At 73.0% G+C, this 19376-nt stretch carries 12 protein-coding genes; 4 read left to right on the top strand and 8 right to left on the bottom strand.

The annotated features are described in order from the left end of the window. Nucleotides 1-19: 19 nt before the first annotated feature. Nucleotides 20-2878, bottom strand: a complete 2859-nt coding sequence (gene leuS, locus JMF97_RS05950) for a leucine--tRNA ligase (protein WP_203220588.1) — start codon at nucleotides 2876-2878, stop codon at nucleotides 20-22. 456 nt (nucleotides 2879-3334) lie between these two features. Between leuS and JMF97_RS05955 the strand changes: the two genes are divergently transcribed. The 3 genes from JMF97_RS05955 to JMF97_RS05965 are packed head-to-tail and all read left to right on the top strand — an operon-like array spanning nucleotide 3335 to nucleotide 8175. Then, nucleotides 3335-4387, top strand: coding sequence for an AAA family ATPase (locus tag JMF97_RS05955; RefSeq protein WP_013735099.1), 1053 nt, complete (start codon nucleotides 3335-3337; stop codon nucleotides 4385-4387). A gap of 1 nt (nucleotide 4388) precedes the next feature. Beyond that, nucleotides 4389-5684, top strand: a complete 1296-nt coding sequence (locus JMF97_RS05960) for a DUF58 domain-containing protein (protein ID WP_203220589.1) — start codon at nucleotides 4389-4391, stop codon at nucleotides 5682-5684. Between the two features lie 16 nt (nucleotides 5685-5700). Next, complete coding sequence (locus JMF97_RS05965; protein ID WP_203220590.1) at nucleotides 5701-8175, top strand: transglutaminase TgpA family protein; 2475 nt, start codon at nucleotides 5701-5703, stop codon at nucleotides 8173-8175. A 692-nt stretch (nucleotides 8176-8867) separates the two neighbouring features. Here the strand turns inward: JMF97_RS05965 and JMF97_RS05970 are convergent. The 6 genes from JMF97_RS05970 to JMF97_RS05995 form a co-directional block, all read right to left on the bottom strand. Next, nucleotides 8868-9263 carry an SCO2097 family morphological protein gene (locus JMF97_RS05970; RefSeq protein WP_013735102.1) on the bottom strand — a complete coding sequence of 132 codons (396 nt, stop codon included), beginning with the start codon at nucleotides 9261-9263 and terminating at the stop codon, nucleotides 8868-8870. A 115-nt stretch (nucleotides 9264-9378) separates the two neighbouring features. Beyond that, nucleotides 9379-10638 (bottom strand): DNA polymerase IV, encoded by a 1260-nt coding sequence (locus tag JMF97_RS05975; RefSeq protein WP_203220591.1) that lies wholly within the window; start codon nucleotides 10636-10638, stop codon nucleotides 9379-9381. A gap of 38 nt (nucleotides 10639-10676) precedes the next feature. Then, nucleotides 10677-11894, bottom strand: coding sequence for an alkaline phosphatase family protein (locus JMF97_RS05980; RefSeq protein WP_203220592.1), 1218 nt, complete (start codon nucleotides 11892-11894; stop codon nucleotides 10677-10679). Continuing rightward, the gene (locus JMF97_RS05985) at nucleotides 11891-12697 is read right to left on the bottom strand and encodes a methyltransferase domain-containing protein (protein WP_203220593.1); all 807 of its coding nucleotides are present in this window, start codon (nucleotides 12695-12697) and stop codon (nucleotides 11891-11893) included. Before JMF97_RS05985 ends, JMF97_RS05980 begins: the two co-directional genes overlap by 4 nt. Nucleotides 12698-12748: 51 nt before the next feature. Next, complete coding sequence (locus JMF97_RS05990) at nucleotides 12749-16204, bottom strand: error-prone DNA polymerase (protein ID WP_203220594.1); 3456 nt, start codon at nucleotides 16202-16204, stop codon at nucleotides 12749-12751. A 72-nt stretch (nucleotides 16205-16276) separates the two neighbouring features. Then, complete coding sequence (locus JMF97_RS05995) at nucleotides 16277-17881, bottom strand: DNA polymerase Y family protein (protein WP_203220595.1); 1605 nt, start codon at nucleotides 17879-17881, stop codon at nucleotides 16277-16279. Nucleotides 17882-18024: 143 nt separating this feature from the next. Here JMF97_RS05995 and JMF97_RS06000 point away from each other — a divergent pair, with 143 nt between their 5' ends. Next, on the top strand, nucleotides 18025-18528 hold the full coding sequence (locus JMF97_RS06000; protein ID WP_203220596.1) for a hypothetical protein: 504 nt from the start codon (nucleotides 18025-18027) through the stop codon (nucleotides 18526-18528). Nucleotides 18529-18566: 38 nt separating this feature from the next. Here the strand turns inward: JMF97_RS06000 and imuA' are convergent, their stop codons facing one another. Continuing rightward, a complete protein-coding gene (gene imuA', locus JMF97_RS06005; RefSeq protein WP_203220597.1) occupies nucleotides 18567-19286 on the bottom strand; it encodes a DnaE2-dependent mutagenesis accessory factor ImuA' in 720 nt (239 codons plus the stop codon). Nucleotides 19287-19376 lie beyond the last annotated feature (90 nt).

Below are 19376 nucleotides of genomic sequence, written 5' to 3' on the forward strand. Positions count from 1 at the left end.
TAAGAAGGGCCCCTTCCTTTCACAACACCACGGAGACCATGCGGCCGGGGATCACGATGACCTTGCGGGGGTCCTTGCCGGCCAGCACGGCGGCCACCGCCTCCAGCGCCTGCTCCCGCACGCTCTCCTCGGTCGCGTCGGCCGGGACCTCGATGCGGCCCCGGACCTTGCCGTTGACCTGCACCGGGTAGGTGACCGAGTCGGCGACCAGCAGGGCCGGGTCGGCGACCGGGAAGTCCGCGTAGGTCAGCGAGGTGTCGTGGCCCAGCCGCCGCCACAGTTCCTCGGCAATGTGCGGGGCGACCGGGGCCAGCATCAGCACCAGCGGCTCGGCCACCTCGCGCGGGGTCGCCGGCAACCGGGTCACCCCGTTGGTCAGCTCGATCAGCTTGGCGATCGCGGTGTTGAACCGGATCGCCTCCATGTCGCCCCGGACGCCGTCGATCACCTTGTGCAGCAGTCGCCGGGTCGCCTCGTCGGCGGGGGTGTCGACCACGCGGGACGCGCCGGTCTGCTCGTCGACGATGGCCCGCCAGACCCGCTGCAGGAACCGGTACGAGCCGACCACCGCCCGGGTCTCCCACGGGCGGGACACCTCCAGCGGCCCCATCGACATCTCGTACACCCGGAAGGTGTCGGCGCCGTACGCGGCGCACATCTCGTCCGGGGTGACGACGTTCTTCAGGGACTTGCCCATCTTGCCGTACTCGCGGTTGACCTGGACGTCGCCCAGGTAGAAGCCGCCGTCGCGTTCGACGACCTCCTCGGCGGGCACGTACGCGCCCCGGGCGTCGGTGTACGCGTACGCCTGGATGTAGCCCTGGTTGAACAGCTTGCGGAACGGCTCGAAGCTGGAGACGTGGCCCAGGTCGTACAGCACCTTGTGCCAGAACCGGGCGTACAGCAGGTGCAGGACGGCGTGCTCGGCACCGCCGACGTACAGGTCCACGCCGCCGCAGTCGCCCTCGCTGCGCGGGCCCATCCAGTAGCGCTCGTTGTCGGCGTCGACGAACCGTCCCTCGTTGGTCGGGTCCAGGTAGCGCAGTTCGTACCAGCAGGAGCCGGCCCACTGCGGCATGACGTTCGTCTCGCGGGTGTACCGCTTGGGCCCGTCGCCCAGGTCCAGCTCCACCTCGACCCAGTCGCGGCGGCGCGACAGCGGCGTCTCCGGGTCGCTGTCGGCGTCGGACGGGTCGAAGGTGCGCGGGGAGAAGTCGTCCACCTCGGGCAGCTCGACCGGCAGCATCTCCTCCGGCAGCGCGATGGCGGTGCCGTCGGCGTCGTACACGATCGGGAACGGCTCGCCCCAGTAGCGCTGCCGGCTGAACAGCCAGTCCCGCAGCCGGTAGGTGGTCGCGCCCTGACCGTTGCCGGTCTCCTCCAGCCAGGCGATGATCCGGGCCTTCGCGTCGGCCACCCCCAGGCCGTTCAGGTCCAGGCCGCGGTCGGGCGCGGCGCTGTTGATCGCCGGCCCGTCCCCGGTGTACGCCTTGCCGTCGAAGCCTTCCGGCGGCGCCACGGTACGCACGATCGGCAGCTCGAAGACCTCGGCGAAGTCCCAGTCCCGCTCGTCCTGGGCGGGCACCGCCATGATCGCGCCGGTGCCGTAGCCGGCCAGCACGTAGTCGGCGATGAAGATCGGGATCTGCCCGCCGGTGACCGGGTTGGTGGCGTACGCCCCGGTGAAGACGCCGGTCTTCTCCTTGGTGTCGGCCTGCCGCTCCACGTCGGTCTTGGCCGCCGCCGCCTTGCGGTACGCCTCGACGGCGGCCCGGGGGCTGGCGTGCCCGCCGGTCCACGCGTCCCGGGTCCCCTCCGGCCAGGCGCCCGGCACCAGCGCGTCGACCAGCTCGTGCTCGGGCGCCAGCACCATGTAGGTGGCCCCGAAGACGGTGTCCGGCCGGGTCGTGAACACCCGGATCGGGGCGGTCGCCGTCGGGAAGTCGATGTGGGCGCCGGTGGAGCGGCCGATCCAGTTGCGCTGCATCAGCTTGATCGGCTCGGGCCAGTCCAGCTTGTCCAGGTCGTCCAGCAGCCGGTCGCCGTACGCGGTGATCCGCATCATCCACTGCTTCAGGTTGCGCTTGAAGACCGGGAAGTTGCCCCGCTCGGAGCGGCCGTCGGCGGTGACCTCCTCGTTGGCCAGCACGGTGCCCAGGCCGGGGCACCAGTTCACCGGCGCCTGCGACACGTACGCCAGGCGGTGGTCGTCGATGATCGCCCGCTGCTCGGCGGCGGACAGCTCACCCCACGGGCGTCCGTCCGGGGTGCGTCGGGTACCGCCGGCGAACTCGGCGGTCAGCTCGCTGATCGGACGGGCCCGACCGGCGTCGCGGTCGTACCAGGAGTTGAAGATCTGCAGGAAGATCCACTGGGTCCAGCGGTAGAAGTCGGTGTCGATGGTGGCCACCGAACGCCGCTGGTCGTGGGCCAGGCCCAGCCGGCGCAACTGCTCCCGGTACCGCTCGATGTTGGCCTCGGTGGTGGTCCGCGGGTGGGTGCCGGTCTGCACCGCGTACTGCTCGGCGGGCAGGCCGAACGCGTCGAAGCCCATCGCGTGCAGCACGTTGCGCCCGGCCATCCGCTGGTAGCGGGCGAAGCAGTCGGTGCCGATGTAGCCCAGCGGGTGCCCGACGTGCAGACCCGCGCCGGACGGGTACGGGAACATGTCCAGCACGTACAGCTTCTCGGCGCCGGAGCGCGGGTGGCCCGGGTCGGCCAGCGGGCCGGACGGGTTCGGCGCGTGGAAGGTGCCGTCGCGTTCCCAGACGTCCTGCCAGCGGCGTTCGATCTCGTCGGCCAGCGTCGCGGTGTACCGGAACGGTGGGGTGTCGCTCGTCGGGGTGGCTGCCTCGCTCGCTCGTTGCCGCTCGCTCATGGCCTTCTCCTCGCATCGCTCGGCGGAGTCTGTCGGAGTGCTGGCTGGTCTCGGATCTGTCTCGGCGGCCCGCCCCGACCCGGCGGCGGGCACGAAAAAGCCCCTCACGCAGGAGGGGCCGCCGTGCTGTCGCGCCTTCAGCGCATCAGCACGGCTGGGTAAGCAGGAAGACTCCGGCCATGTCCGGCAGTGTACCGCCAACCGGTACGACCGCGTCGTGCACCACCCACCCGGACCCCCATCACCCGACAAGAACCAGCGACATGCGCTGCGTGAGTGACAAACCGTTGCGTAAGCACTCAAACAGCTGCGCAGGTCGGCGTCGGCGACAAACATGGTTAGCCTGAGAGGCCAGTGAGATTGTTGCGGCAGACGAGGCTTGCACGTCGCGAACCCAACGGCGGGGCCAGGTGCTCTTACAACAGAGCTGCCGTGATGGCGACGAGGAGGAGGCCCGTGACACAGCAGACCTGGGACGAGGTTGGCGGCCTGTTGCCGTTCGACGAGTTCCGCGCCGCGAGCGACGCCATCGTGGCCAACATCGAACAGGTAATCGAGGGCAAGACCGCCACCGTGCGGCTCGCCCTGGCCGTCCTGCTCGCCGAAGGTCACCTGCTCATCGAGGATGTGCCGGGGGTCGGCAAGACGAAGTTGGCCAAGGCCCTGGCCCGGTCGATCGACTGCTCGGTACGGCGCATCCAGTTCACCCCCGACCTGCTGCCCAGCGACGTCACCGGGGTCAGCGTCTACAACCAGGAGACGCACGACTTCGAGTTCCGGCCGGGTGCCGTCTTCGCCAACCTGGTCGTCGGCGACGAGATCAACCGGGCCTCGCCGAAGACCCAGTCCGCCCTGCTGGAGTGCATGGAGGAACGCCAGGTCACCGTCGACGGGGTGACCTACCAGCTGCAGACGCCGTTCATGGTGATCGCCACTCAGAACCCGATCGAGATGGAGGGGACGTACCCCCTGCCGGAGGCGCAGCGGGACCGCTTCACCGCCCGGATCGCGATGGGCTACCCGGACCCGACCGCCGAGCTGGCCATGCTCGACGCGCACGGCGCGGTGGATCCGCTGGCGGCGCTGCGGCCGGTCTCCGACGCCGAGACGGTACGCCGGCTGATCGGCCACGTCCGGCAGGTGCACGTCGCCGACGCGGTCAAGCAGTACGCCATCGACCTGGTCACGGCGACTCGCGAGTCGCCCGACCTGCGGCTCGGCGCGTCCCCCCGGTGCACGCTGCAACTGCTGCGTACCGCGCGGGCGGTGGCCGCCCTCGACGGGCGCGACTACGTGCTGCCGGACGATCTTCAGGTCCTCGCGGTGCCGGTGCTGGCGCACCGGCTCATCCCGACCGCCGACGCCCAGCTCGCCCGCCGCACCACCGACGCGATCATCGCCGACCTGGTGCACCGGTTGCCGCTGCCGCACGACCGTAAGCGCTCGCCGTACGACAACCGGCCGCCGACCGGCAACGGCCGGCCCCCCTTCGAGCCGCGGAGGCCGTGACGTGCGTGACGGTCTGCGCGGACTGACCACCCGTGGCCGCTCGTTCCTGGCCGCCGCGGTGGCGGCGGCCATCTCCGCCGGCATCCTCGGCGAGAAGGATCTGCTGCGGGTGGCCGTGCTGCTGGCCGTCCTGCCCCTGCTGGCCGCCTTCTACGTCGGCCGTAGCCGGTACAAGCTGGCCTGTCACCGGTCGCTTGAGCCGCACCGGGTACCGGTCGGCGCGAGCGCCCGGGTGGTGCTGCGGTTGCAGAACATGTCCCGGCTGCCCACCGGCACCCTGCTGCTGGAGGACCGCCTGCCGTACGCGCTGGGCAGCCGCCCCCGGGTGGTGCTGGAACGCCTCGGCGCACACCAGGCCAGCTCGGTGGCGTACACCGTGCGGGCCGACGTCCGCGGCCGGTACGAGGTGGGTCCGCTGGTGGTCCGGTTGACCGACCCGTTCGGGTTGTGCGAACTGACCCGGGCCTTCCCCGGCACCGACCGGCTCACGGTCATCCCGCAGGTGGTGCCCCTGCCGTCGGTGCGGCTGCCCGGGGAGTACACCGGCAGCGGGGAGAGCCGGGCCCGCTCGGTCGCGGTGCACGGCGAGGACGACGCGGCGACCCGTGAGTACCGGCGCGGCGACGATCTGCGCCGGGTGCACTGGAAGTCGACCGCCCGTACGGGTGAGCTGATGGTGCGGCGCGAGGAGCAGCCCTGGGAGAGCCGGGCCACCGTCGTGCTGGACACCCGGGCGTACGGCCACCACGGTGACGGGCCGACGGCCAGCTTCGAATGGGCCGTCTCGGGGGCGGCCAGCATCGCCGTCCACCTGCGTCAGGCCGGCTACAAGCTGCGTCTGGTCACCGGGGGCGGCGCGGACGTCGACGCGGGCGAGGGCGGCGACGGCCTGCTGCTCGACCATCTCGCGGAGGTCCGGCTGGACCAGCGGGTCGAGATCACCACCCTGATGCAGCACGTCCGGCAGCGCGCCGACGGCGGCCTGGTCATCGGCCTGTTCGGGTCGCTGAGCACCGCCGAGGCGGAGTTGCTCGCCGGCCTCCGGGCCAACAACGCCACCTGCGTGTGTTTCCTGCTGGACAGCTCCGCCTGGCTCAACCTGCCCGCACACGCCCGGGCCGAGGCCGACCAGGCACACGACGCCGCCGCGTTGGTCCTGCTCCAGGCCGGATGGCGGGTCATCGGCGTCGACCACGGCGCGCGACTGCCGGCGCTCTGGCCGCAGGCCGGCCGCGGCTCACAAGGGTTCGCCCTGCGTGCGGCGATGGCCGAGACGGTGGCCGGCGGCGTGCGATGAACGGAAGGTCCCCCTCATGATCGCCCACCGGAACCTGGGCCTGGTGGCCGCCGCAGCGACGCTGCTCGCCGCCGCGCCCCTGTCGGCCATCTTCGAACGCTGGACGTGGTTCGTGCAGGCCGTCATCGCGGTGGCCGCGGTGGCCGCCGCGGCGGCGCTGGCCCGGCTCGGCCGGGCCCCGCTCTGGGCCCAGGTGCTGGCCATGCTGGGTGGCCTCGTGCTCGCCCTGACCTGGCTGTTCCCCAGCGGCTCCGAGTTGCTGGCCGTGCTGCCCGCACCGGGCACCTTCGGGCACTTCGCCGAGCTGCTCACCGGCTCGGTCGACGACATGCGCTCCTACGGGGTCAAGGTTCCCGACACCGATCCGCTGCTGTTCGTCACCGTGCTCGGCATCGGCTCGGTGGCGGTGCTGGTGGACGTGCTCTGCGTCGGGATGCGCCGCCCGGCCCTGGCCGGACTGCCGATGCTGGCCATCTACTCGGTGCCGGTGGCGGTCTACGTGGACAGCGTCCCGCCGCTGCCGTTCGCCATCGGCGCCGCCGGTTTCCTCTGGCTGCTCGTCACCGACAACGTGGACCGGGTCCGCCGGTTCGGCCGCCGGTTCACCGGCGACGGCCGCGACGTCGACGTGTGGGAGGCCTCCCCGTTGGCCGCCGCCGGCCGGCGGCTGGCCGTGCTGGGCCTCGCGCTGGCGGTCCTGGTGCCGCTGGCCGTGCCGGGGATGACCGTCGGCCTGATGAACTCGCTGAACTCCGGTGCCGGTTCCGGCCTCGGCGGCCCGGGACTGGGCGGTTCCCCCGGTCGGGTGGACCTGTTCGCCGCGCTCAGCGGTGAACTCAACCAGTCGCAGGTGACCGACCTGGTCAAGGTCACCACCACCGAGGAGGAGCCCTTCTACCTGCGCTTCGGCGTCGCCGACGACCTGCGCGCGGACGGCTTCCGGGTCCGCGGCCCCAACGGCCAGCGGGCCACCGGGGACCTGCCCGAACCGGGCGGGCAGCTGCGACCCGGCGTCGAGCGTACGCAGCACCGGGCCACCGTGGAGGTGTCCCGCGAGCTGAACATGCCGCTGCTGCCGTTCTACACCGAGCCGGTCAACTTCTCCGATCTCGGCAACAACTGGTTCTACGACCCCAACCTCCAGGTGCTCTTCTCCAACCGGGACAACTCCCGGGGCAAGAAGTTCTCGTTCAACTACGTACGTTCGACGTACACCCCGCAGGCCCTGCGCTCGGCGCAGCCGCTGCCGGCCGACCTGCCGTTGCGGCGGCAGCAGACCGTCACCCCCGACGTGCCCGAGGTGCGGGCCCTGGTCGCGGAGCTGACCCAGGACAAGCGCACCGAGTACGACAAGGTGCGCGCCCTCTACGACTACTTCTCCGAGGACAACGGCTTCACCTACCAGCTGAGCACCACCGAAGGCACCAGCGGCCAGCAGATCCTCGACTTCCTGGAGAACAAGGCCGGCTACTGCCAGCAGTACGCCGCCGCACTGGCCTGGATGGTGCGCGACGCCGGCATCCCGGCCCGGGTCGCGTTCGGCTTCACCAACGGCAACCGGCGCAGCGGTGACACGCTGACCCTGACCAACCGGAACCTGCACGCCTGGACCGAGGTCTACTTCGACCAGATCGGCTGGGTCCCGTTCGACGCCACCCCGACCTACGGGGTGCCCGGCTCCACCCGCTCCGCCTGGGCGCCGGACGTCGACGCCCCGGAGGAGACCACGCCGCAGACCGACACGTCGGACACGCCCGAGGAGACCGACACCACGGAGACACCGGACAGCGGCCCCAACCAGTTCGAGGAAGGCGTCGACACCGGCGCGGGCACCGACCCGAACACCCCGGCCAGCCGTACGTCGACCTGGCCCTGGCTGACCGCCGCCGGCCTACTGGCGCTGCTCGCCCTGCTCGCCGTACCGGCGCTGCGCCGACTCGCCCTGCGGCGACGACGCGGCCGACTCGCCCCGATCGCCCGGACCCTCGACCCGTCGACCGCCGACCCGACCACCACTGGTCAACCACGGGTAACTGTCAGCACCGATCCGGACCGGGCCCGCGCGGACGCACACGCCGCCTGGGACGAGCTGATCGACACACTTGTCGACTACCGGGTCCGGGTGGACCCGACGGAGACCCCCCGGGCGACCGCCGACCGGCTGGCCCGGGAGTCGATCGGCACCGACACCGACGCCGGTACGGCCGTACGCCTGCTCGGACGGGCCGAGGAGCGGGCCCGCTACGCGCGCGACCCGCTGACCGGCGAGCCCTTGCCAGCCGCGCTACGCACCGTGCGCAGCGCCCTCGCCGGGCAGGCCGACCGCCGTACCCGCCTGTTGGCGACCGCGTTGCCGCCCTCGGTGCTGGGCCGTTGGCGTACCGCCGTCGCGGACACCTCCGCCCGCCTGGTCACCTCCGGCGGACAACTCCGATCCCGACTCCTCCGCTTCAACCCCCGCCGCCTACTCGCCACCCGCACCACCCGCTAACCCCACCCCCACGCCCCTCCTACCCCACGCCCTCCTGCCCCACCTCACCCACCCGTGCCCTACGCCGCCCCGGCTGGTACCCCGTCGACAGGCCAGCGTCACGCCGAGCCAGCCACCCCGCCCCGCGCCCCGCGCCCCGCGATCTTGCAGTTTCGGTCGCCCGAATGACCGTTTCGCTGCAATAAGTCCCGACCAGAAGTGCAAGATCGCGGGGCGCGGGGCGAGGCGGGACGCAACGCAGGACGGGGGCGGGACACGGTGCGCGCCGCAGGGCGGGACAGGGTGCGCGACGCGGGCACGGGATCCTCACGCCCGCGATCTTGCAGTTTTGGTCAGCTAAATGACCGTCTTGCCCCAGTAAGCCCCGACCGAAAGTGCAAGATCGCGGGGCGCAGGGCGAACGCAGGGGCGCGGGGCGAGCGGTGGGCACTGGGCGAGATGCAGGGTGCACGGGCGAGGCGGGCACGGAGGCCCACGAGGGCGCAGGGTCACACGGGACCGGGTGCGGGGGTGCCGGGGACGCCCGACCAAGGGGGGTGGGTGAGCGCGAGGTGGGTGAGGGGGCGCGTGGGGTGGGGTGGGGCAGGCGGATGGCTCGATCGACCGGGGGTCGATCGAGCTCAGGTGTGCGCCCCGGGGTGGGCCCGGTGACGCGATCCGCCGCCTAAGGCTGCACGGGCCGGATCACCGGGTCAGCGGTGCCCCTCCGGGCGCTGCCGCCACCGGTCCTCCATCCGGTCGATGAAGCCCGGCCGCCGGCCGGCACGACCGCGGGATCGGCGACGACTCGCCGTGCCCCCGACCACGTGCAGGTCCGGCGACTGCGATCGACGGTGCGACTGCACCGCGAACGCGGCCGAGGCCAGCATGACAACGAATCCCGCCACTGCCAGCGGCGGAGTTTTGATCACCGCGCCATATACCAACAACGCCAAGCCGGCGATGATCAGGCCGGCAGCGACGAGCAGGCGACGCCGCGCGTGGAAGCGCGGATCGCTGGCGCGCACGGCCGAGGCGAATTTGGGGTCCTCGGCAAGCGACCGCTCGATCTGCTCGAACAGCCGCTGCTCGTGCTCCGAGAGCGGCACGGCACTCCTCCCCGGTCACGTTGGTCGGTCCGGTCGGGCCGACAGACCGTGGCAGCCAACCGGCTGCTTACCCGCAAGTCTACGAGGGGGCTCGCGCGTCGGAAAGCGGGACGACCTATGGCCGCGTCGGATTTTCCTTTCGTCGCGTATCTCGGCCGCTGAGAAGACTCGCCGGGCCTATGACGGACCGCCCGAATCGGGCAGCCGCCGCGTCGGCGGCGACCTCCGCCTCCCGCCATCCGCGCTCCGGTTCACCAAGGGTGAGCTGCCGGGGTGTGGCGTCCGCCCGGTGCAGTCCTTCCGCTCGTACGCCGACGAGACGGATTTGCTCGCCGGAAGGCAGGGCGGCGAACAAAGACCACGCTATGTCGAAGATCTCCCGAGCGACGTCGGTGGGTACTTCCAGAGTGCGCGATCGACTGATGGTGCGGAAATCCGACATCCGCACTTTAATCGACACGGTCCGCCCGACCTGTTCGGCATCGCGTAGTCGAGCACCGACCTTCTCGGCCAACGCGAGGAACGTCCGGCGCAGTTGTTCCGGGTCGTCGACGTCGAGGTCGAAGGTGACTTCCGCGCCGATCGACTTTTCCACCTGCTCGGGGCTGACCCGGCGCGGATCCCGCCCCCAGGCCAGCTCGTGCAGGTGCGCGGCGGCGGCCTGACCCAGCGCGGTACGCAGCATGCCGATCGGCGCCTGGGCGAGGTCACCGACGGTACGCAGACCGAGCCGCAGCAGCGCCTCGGCGGAACGCTCCCCCACCCCCCACAGCGCCGACACCGGCAACGGGTGCAGGAAGTCGAGCACCTGGGCGGCCGGTACGACGAGCAGCCCGTCGGGTTTGGCCCGGGTCGAGCCGAGCTTGGCGACGAACTTGCTCGGCCCCACCCCCACCGAACAGGTCAGTCCCTGTTCGGCCGCGACCCGTTCACGGATGCGGCGGCCGATCGTGGCGGGTGAGCCGAACAGCCGCCGGGCCCCCGCGACGTCGAGGAACGCCTCGTCCAGCGAGAGCGGCTCGACCAGCGGGGTGACGTCCCGGAAGATCTGCATGACCGCCCGGGAGGCGGCCGTGTAGCGGGTGAAATCCGGTGGCAGGAAGATCGCGTGCGGGCAGAGGGCGCGGGCCCGCATCGTGGGCATCGCGCTGCGTACGCCGTACTGTCGGGCCTCGTAGCTGGCGGAGCTGACGACCCCGCGCGGCCCGACTCCGCCGACCACGACGGCCCGGCCGCGCAACTCCGGCCGGTGCCGCACCTCCACCGAGGCGTAGAAGGCGTCCATGTCGACGTGCAGGATCGGGCAGCCGGTGTCGTCGGCGTCCGGCCCGAAGCGGGGATCACCGCCCCGGGGTAACGACTGGCTGCGGCCCACCTGGGCAGGTTAGCGCCCGGCACCGACATCCAGGCCGGTCAGCCCCGTACGACCAGCAGTGGAATGGTCATCTCGGCCGCCGTGTCCGCGCCGTGGAAACCCACCAGCCGGGACAGCATCGGGCTCTCCGACCGGCTGGCCAGCACGGCGTACGTGTCGTTGCAGACCACCACGATGTCGCCGATGCGGCGCAGGTGTTCCTCGGGTACCGGCCCGAACCAGCCGGTGGCCACCGCCTCGTCGCGGGTCAGCACCCGGGCGGCCGGGCCCAGCACCTGCGACCAGGCGGCCCGTACGTCTTCGGTGGCCCCGGGGACGACGTGCAGGTAACGCACCCGGGGTTCCCCCGCGACCACCTGCAACCCGGCGGTCAACCGGGGGTCGGTGTCCAGGTCGAACCGGTGCTCGGCCGGCACGTTCAACTGCCCGTGGTCGGCGGTGACCAGCAGCGCCGCGTCCGACGGCAACCCGTCCACCAGCCGGGCCAACAGCGCGTCCAGGTCGGTGACGGCGGTCCGCCAGGGCACCGAGTCGACGCCGCTGAGGTGGCCGTGCCGGTCGACGTCCGGGTGATAGCCGGAGACCAGGGTGGGTCCGGTCCCGGCGGCCAGGGCGGCCAGCATGGTGGCGGCCAGCGCGTCGACACCGGCGGCGCCCCGGTAGTCGCCGCCCCGGTTGGCGGCCACGGTCAGGCCGCTGCCACCGAACTCCGGCCGGCTGACCACGGTCACCGCGACACCGGCGGCCCGGGCCCGCTCCAGCGCGGTGGTGACCGGCTGCCAGCGCATCGGTGGCGGGTCGTCGGTCCACTCGATGTGGTTGAGCACCCGGTCGGTGCCCGGCACCCGCAGGGTGAAGCCGAGCACGCCGTGCGCGCCGGAGGCCGTGCCGGTGCCCAGGGTGACCAGGCTGGTCGGGGTGGTGGAGGGGAATCCGCAGGTGAGCGGTCGTCCCGTGGTGGCGGTCAGCCCGGCCAGGGTCGGCGCGTACGGTGCGGCGATCGGGAGCTGGTGCCAGCCGAGCCCGTCGACAAGCAGCACCGCGACGCGGCGCACCCCGGCCAGTTCGTCGGCGAGCCCGAGCAGGTCGGTGCCGCCGGGCACGCCGAGCACCGCCAGTGCGCTGGGCAGCACGTCCGCCAGGCTTCTCCCGCCGTACTCCGGCGTCACCGGTGCGAGGAGAGAGCCCTGGACGCGTTCGCTGCCTCCCGGATGCGGCACGGCGGTGACGCCGGGCGTGGCGGTGGTGTCGGTCATGCCGGGCGGCGGGCGAACAGGTGCAGTTGCACGGCGAGGTCCCGCCAGGGCGAGCGGGCGGCCAGCGCCCGTTCCAACTCGACCAGGGCACCCTGTTGGCCGTCTGCCACGGCCGCGGGCAGCAGGTCGGCGAGGACGCGTACGCCGTGGATCTCCTCGACGGTGAGGCCGGCGGCGGTCAACAGCGCGGCGGCGCTCTCGGCGTCGAAGCGGCGGCGCAACGTGTCCCGGGGCCTGGCGGTGCCGGTGGGGTCGGTGGCCAGTGTGGCGGCCACGTCGAGGTGCCCGTTCATGGCCCGGCCGAGCACCGCCGCCGACCGGCCGGCGACCAGCACGCTCGCCGCGCCGCCGGGACGCAGTGCGGTGGCCAGCGCGGTCACCACCGACGCCGGCTCGTCGACCACCTCCAGTACGGCATGGCAGAGCACCAGGTCGACGCTGTCCGGCTCGACCAGCCCGGCGAGCGCGTCACCGTCACCCTGCACCGCGCGTACCCGGTCGGCCACCCCGGCCTCGGCGGCCCGCCGGCTGAGCGCGGCGAGCGCGTCCGGACTGGCGTCGACCACGGTGACCTGGTGCCCGGCCTGGGCCAGCGGCACGGCGAAGCCGCCCGTGCCGCCCCCCACGTCCAGCACGGTCAGTTCGGCGGAGGGCCGACGGTCCAGCTCGGCGCGCAGCACCGACCAGACCACGGCGGTACGGGGGGTCAACGGCGGCCCGGCCGCGCCTGGGGTCTGTTCCACCCGGTCGAGCCTAGGGCCTGCCCCGCCGGCCCTGCAGCCGAGGTTGAGTCCCCGGGGCATCGGCCCCGGTCACCCCGGTCGGGTCCGCCGCGGCGGTGCTGTCCATCGTCGTCAGCGGAAATCGCGGGAGGCCGGCCGGACCGGCGGCTCGATGGCCTCCAACCGGTCGGCGACCAGGTTGGTCACCCCCTCGTGTCGTTGCAGCCGCCCCCGTACCACCAGCGCGGCGCTGGTCCGGGCCACCCGCCGCTGGCGCTGCCACAACCCCGGTGAGCAGGTCACGTTGAGCATGCCGGTCTCGTCCTCCAGGTTGAGGAAGGTGACCCCGCCCGCGGTCGCCGGCCGCTGCCGGTGGGTGACGATCCCGCCGACCCGGATCCGCCGACCCGGCTCGACCCGGCCCAGCCGGTCGATCGGCACCGCGCCCATCGCCTCCAACTGAGGGCGGATGAAGCGGGCCGGATGGTTCTCCGGGGACAACCCGGTGGCCCACACGTCGGCGACCAGCCGGTCCACCGCCTCCATTCCGGGCAGGGTGGGCGCGGCCGCGCCGGTCACCGTGCCGGGCAGCCGGTCCGGTCGGTCCTGCGCCGCCGCGCCGGCCGCCCACAACGCCTGCCGCCGGGTCAGTCCGAAACAGGCGAAGGCGTCCGCGGTGGCCAGGGCCTCCAGCTGGGTGGCGGTCAGACCGACCCGCCGGGCCAGATCCGGCATGTCCCGGTACGGCCCGTGCGCCGTCCGTTCCGCCACGATCCGCTGCGCCACCGGCTCGCCGAGGGTACGCACACCCGACAGCCCGAGTCGTACCGCCGGCCCGCCCAACCCCCAGGCGTGCGGTGGCTCCCCGGGTTGGCTGCCCCATCGGGTGTCCGCTGTGGACTCCAGCACCGGTTGCACCCCGCTGGCGTTGACGTCCGGGCGGCGTACCTGCACGCCGTGCCGGCGGGCGTCGTCGACCAGGGTCTGCGGCGAGTAGAAGCCCATCGGTTGGGCGCTGAGCAGCGCGGCCAGGAACGGACCCGGGTGGTAGCGCTTGAGCCAGGAGCTGGCGTACACCAGGTAGGCGAAGCTCATCGCGTGGCTCTCCGGGAAGCCGTAGCTGGCGAAGGCGGTGAGCTTGCGGTAGACGTCGTCGGCCAACTCGCCGGTGATGCCCCGCTGCGCCATGCCGGTGTAGAGCCGGTCGGCGATGCGGGCCATCCGCTGCACCGAACGCTTCGCCCCCATCGCCCGGCGCAGCTGGTCGGCCTCGGCCGCGTCGAAGCCGGCCAGGTCGATGGCGAGCTGCATCAACTGCTCCTGGAACAGCGGCACCCCCAGGGTCTTCTCCAAGGCGTTGCGCATCAGCGGATGGGCGTACGTCACCGGCTCCTGCCCGTTCTTGCGCCGGATGTACGGGTGCACCGAGCCGCCCTGGATCGGGCCGGGCCGGATCAGCGCCACCTCGACCACCAGGTCGTAGAACTCGCGCGGCTTGAGCCGGGGCAGGGTGGCCATCTGGGCTCGGCTCTCCACCTGGAACACCCCGACCGAGTCGGCCCGGCAGAGCATGTCGTAGACCTCGGGGTCGTCGAGCGTCATGTCGCCCAGATCCAGGCTCATCCCGATCATGTCGTAGCCGTAGTGCAGCGCCGAGAGCATGCCCAGGCCGAGCAGGTCGAACTTGACCAGGCCGACGGCGGCGCAGTCGTCCTTGTCCCACTGGAGCACGCTGCGGCCGGGCATCCGCCCCCACTCCACCGGGCACACCTCGATCACCGGCCGATCGCAGATCACCATGCCGCCGGAGTGGATGCCCAGGTGCCGGGGGAAGGTCTGCACCTCGTTGGCGTACGCGATCACCTGCTCGGGGATCTCCGGCACGTCCACCGCTGCTACATCACCCCAGCGGTCGATCTGCTTGCTCCAGGCGTCCTGCTGGCCGGGGGAGAATCCGAACGCCTTCGCCACGTCCCGCACCGCTGACCGGGGCCGGTACGAGATCACGTTGGCCACCTGGGCGGTGTGCTCCCGGCCGTAGCGGGCGTAGACGTGCTGGATGACCTCCTCCCGGCGGTCGGACTCGATGTCCACGTCGATGTCGGGCGGGCCGTCGCGCTCGGGAGCCAGGAAGCGTTCGAACAGCAGCCGGTGCCGGACCGCGTCCACGTTGGTGATCCGCAGGGCGTAGCAGACCGCCGAGTTGGCCGCCGAGCCCCGGCCCTGGCAGTAGATGTCGGCCCGGCGGCAGAACTCGACGATGTCGTAGACCACCAGGAAGTAGCCCGGGAAGCCCAGCGCCTCGATCATGTTCAGCTCGTGGTCGAGTTGCGCGTACGCCTGCGGGTGCGCCTCGCGCGGGCCGTAGCGTTCCCGCGCGCCGGCCTCGGTGAGCTGCCGCAGCCAACTCATCTCGGTGTGCCCCGGCGGCACCGGGTACGCCGGCAGTTGCGGCGCGACGAGTTGCAGGTCGAAGGCGAGTTCCGCGCCGAACTCGGCGGCCCGGGCCACCGCACCCGGGTACGCAGCGAACCGGGCCGCCATCTCGGCACCGGAGCGCAGGTGGGCGGTGCCGGCGGCGGGCAGCCAGCCGTCCATCTCGTCCAGGCTGCGCCGGGCCCGTACGGCAGCCAGGGTGGTGGCCAGTCGACGTCGCCCCGGGGTGGCGTAGTGGACGTTGCCGGTGGCCACGGTGGGCAGCCTGGCGGCGGCGGCCAACTCGGCCAGGGCGTCGTTGCGGTCGCCGTCGACCGGATGCCCGTGGTCGGTCAGCTCCACCGCCACCGTCTCCGCGCCGAACATGTCGGTGAGCCGGTCCAACTCGCGGGCCGCCGCGTCGACCCCCTCGGTGAGCAGGGCGGCCGGCACGTGTCCCTTGCGGCAGCCGGTCAGCACCAGCACGTGGTCGCGCAGGTCGGCGGCGATCTCCTCCAGCTCGCCGTAGACCGGGCGGCCCTTCTCACCGCCCCGCAGGTGGGCGCGGGCGATGGTGGTGGCCAGCCGGGCGTACCCCTCGTGGCCGTGGGCCAGCACCAGCAGGTGCTTGCCGTGCGGGTCGGGTACCCCGTTCTGCGGGCCGGGCAGGCCGAGGGTCAGCTCCGCCCCGAAGATCGTCGGCAGGTGCAGGGCGCGGGCCGCCTCGGCGAAGCGCACCACGCCGTAGAAGCCGTCGTGGTCGGTGACGGCGAGCGCGGTGAGCCCCAGCCGGGTCGCCTCCTCGACCAGTTCCTCCGGGTGGCTGGCGCCGTCGAGGAAGCTGAAGTTGGTGTGCGCGTGCAGTTCCGCGTACGGCAGCACGCCGTCGGGTCGGGTCAGCTCCGGCGGGCTGTAGTGCTCCCGCCGCCGGCTCCAGGCCGGCGAGTCACCCCCGTCGGCGTCGACGGCGAGCGGATCCACCACATGCAGATGCCGCTCCCCACCGCCACCCTCCCCCTTCCCGCTGCCCTTCCTGCCCCCGCTGCCCTGCCCGCTCCCGCCGCTCCTGGCCCCGCCGCTCTGCCCGCCCCCGCTGCCTCTCCCGCTCCCCGGCCGACCGGAGAGCACCCGCTCCAGCTCCGACCACGGCAGCCGTGGATTGTGGAAACTCATCGTCCCCACCTCGCCGCCACGATCTTGGTACGTTCCGGCCCTCGGGAGGGCCGTTTCGTACCAAGATTCACGTCAGTCATAGATCGCCTCCAGCAGCCATCGGCCGCGCTCGACGGCGAGCAGCAGTGCGGTGCCGTCGGCCAGGCAGACCTGGAAGCGGGCTCGGCGACGGGCCTCGGCCGGAGCCCACCACCGCTCGTCGACCGGCCACGGACCGGCCCAGCCGACGATCTCGGCTCCCCTGCCCACGCCGACCGGGACCAGGGCTTCGGCTGTCGCATCGATGCTCAGCCGGGCCGGCGGGGCGCTCATCGCCAGCCGGGCGCTCACCGTCACCGGCTCCCCAGCGGCATCCCACACCTGTACGGCGAGCGCAGTGGGCAGCACCACCGCCGGCGAGGGCGGCGGCAGCCGCCCCGGCCAGGACGGCAGCGGTGCACCCGAACGAGCAGCCGACGGAACGGCATCGGGACGGGCGGGTAGCCGTTCGTCGCCCCACGGGACCAGCCGTACCTGGTCGGCCGGGGACCGCCCGCCGCCGAGCACGGCGGTGACCACCGCCTCGGGGCCGAGCAGTCCCTGCACCCGGCTCAGCGCCCGATGCGCCCGCTCGCGCTCCTCGCCGGTCTCGCCCCACAGCCCGGGTTGCAGGCCGGCCTGCGCCAGCACCCCGTCCGGCACCAACCGCAGCCGGATGATCCCGGCGCTGGGCCGGGCCGGGCCGCCCCGGCGAGCGCCGGTGAGCCAGCCGTCCAGTTGCCAACGGACCCGGTCGGCGATCGCCGCCGCGCTCAGCAGACCGTCGTGCCGCCAGACCCGGTGCAACTCCTGGCCGTGCGCGGTGACCGCCTCGATGCCGAGCCGGGTGCAGGCCAGCCCGTGCCCGGCGAGCCGCTCGTGCAACCGTTCGGCCAGCGTCCGGGCGGCGAACGCCGCGACGTCGACCCGCTCGATCGGCTCGTCGAGGTCGGTGGTGACCGTCAGGTCGACCGGGGGACGCCGGACCGCGAGCGGGCGGTCGTCCCGGCCGGCGGCCATCCGGTGGGCCAGCGCCCCGTCGAAGCCGAACCGGGCCAACACGTCACCGGCGGACAGCGCGGCGAAGTCACCGAGCGTACGCACTCCGAGCCGGCGCAGCAGGTCGGCCAGGGCGGGCCGGCCGAGCGCCTCGACGGGCTGGGCGGCCAGGAACTCCGGCGTCCCACCGGGCGGCACGATCCGCCCCTGTCGGGCGGCCAACCCGGCGGCGAAGACCCCGTCGGCGACGCCGACCTGGCTCTCCACCGCGCAGTTCTGCGCGACGTGCTCGACGATCCGTTCGGCCGCCGCCTCCTCACCACCGAGGTAGCGGCTCGGCCCTCGGGCGGGCAACGCGCAGGCTCCGGGGCGGATCACCTCGACCCCGGCCGCCACCTCCTCGACCGCGGCCACCACCGGCTCGAAGGCCCGCGCGTCCCGGCCGGGATCGTGGTCGACGACGGTCAGCCCCGGGCAGCGCCCCTGTGCCTCCCGCCGGCGCAGCCCTCGGCGTACCCCCTCGGCCCGGGCCTGTTCGGAGCAGGCGAGGACCCGGTTGGCGTGCAGCACCGCCACCGGCCCGGTGGCCGGCACCCCGTCGATGATCTCGGCGGCGAGCACCGGCCAGTCCGGGCACCAGAGCAGCAGGGTCCGTGTCATCGGCCGTACCTCGAGATGGTGGTGATCACGACCAGGCCGACTTGACCCAGAAAGCTAATGGCCCTGGCACGACGAATCCACCGCGGCCGGCGCCCTCGCCGCGATGTCCGCCGGCACTCTGGGTGCCCTCGCACACCTTCGCCATGATCGGCTTCATCCTGGTGCCGCTCGGCCTGCTGGTCCTCGCCCGGACCGTCGCCGGCACCGGGCCGGGCCGCACCCTCGTGGCCGCCTTCGTCACCAGCACCGTCGGGGCCGGCCTGGTGCTGCCGTACTACGGCGCCGAGGCGTTCGGCCTGCACGCGATCGCCCGCCAGGCCGCCACCGACCCACAGATCGACCTGCTCGCCCTGGCCGATCAGGTGCGGTACGACCCGATCGCGATCTCCACCTTCGGGATCGGCCTGCTGGCGCTCGGTGTCGGCGCCACCCTCGCCGCGGTGGCGATCTGGCGCGACAACCTGCTGCCCCGGCTCAGCGGGGTGCCGTTCGCCCTCGGGTTCCTGCTCTTCCTGCCCCAGTTCTTCACCCCGGCGGCGGTCCGGATCTCCCACGGCGTACTGGTCGGCGCCGGGCTGCTCTGGCTCGCCACGGCGCTGTGGCGAGCCGCCGGTGCCCGCCCCACCCGGCGAGCCACCCCCCGCTGACCGCGCACCGAGCTGACGGTTTGTCCGGGAGCGGACATTCATGCCGAGGCCACCACGCGTAGCGGGGCCTCCGGCCGGACGGTCGGTGCCGGCGGGGGGATGACCCGGGTCAGTTCGGCACCGGGCAGCCACACCGTGAGTTCCTTGGGGCGGGCGGCGGCACCTCGGCCACGCGCCGAGATGGTCACCTCGCGGCGGCGCAGCCGCCCTCGCCCCGACCCGAGCCCTTCCCACACCCCGCGTACCACCTGGAGCGTCACATCCGCGCCGTCCCACCGGCCGTACGGCACCAGCACGCTGCCGCGTTGCCGGGCCCGGGCGGCCAGTCGGCCGGCGACGGTGGCGGAGACGGCGGCCGGTACGGCGGTGACCACCACGTCGACCCCGTCGATGAGCGCGGCGACCACGGTGGGCCATTCCGGACCGGGTTGCGGCACCAGGGCGAGCCGATCCAGGGCGATTCCCGCCTCGGCCGCCGCGCCGGGCCCGAAGGTCGGCATCCCGACCACCGCACACCAGGAGCCGGCGCGGGACGCCTCGGCGAGCAGAGCGAGCAACAGCGATGTGGTGCCGCTGTGCCGGGGCTGCCCGACGCCGACCGCGATGGTGCTGCCGCGTCGCAACCCTCGGCCGGGCAGCAACCCACTGAGCTCGGGCCGTACCGGCAGCATCCGGTGGACGCCCGCCGGATCGGGGGCGCTGGCCGGACGCACCAGCGCGGCCAGCGCGGCAGAACCGACGACCATGCGGCCCGCCATCGGATCTACCCCCGTCGGATCGCCCCGGGCACCGGCCCGGGGATGGTGCTGTCGTTGCTTCGGATGAGGACGTGCCGACACGGCATGGTC

Source organism: Micromonospora fiedleri (assembly GCF_016774385.1).
Lineage (GTDB): Bacteria > Actinomycetota > Actinomycetes > Mycobacteriales > Micromonosporaceae > Micromonospora > Micromonospora gifhornensis.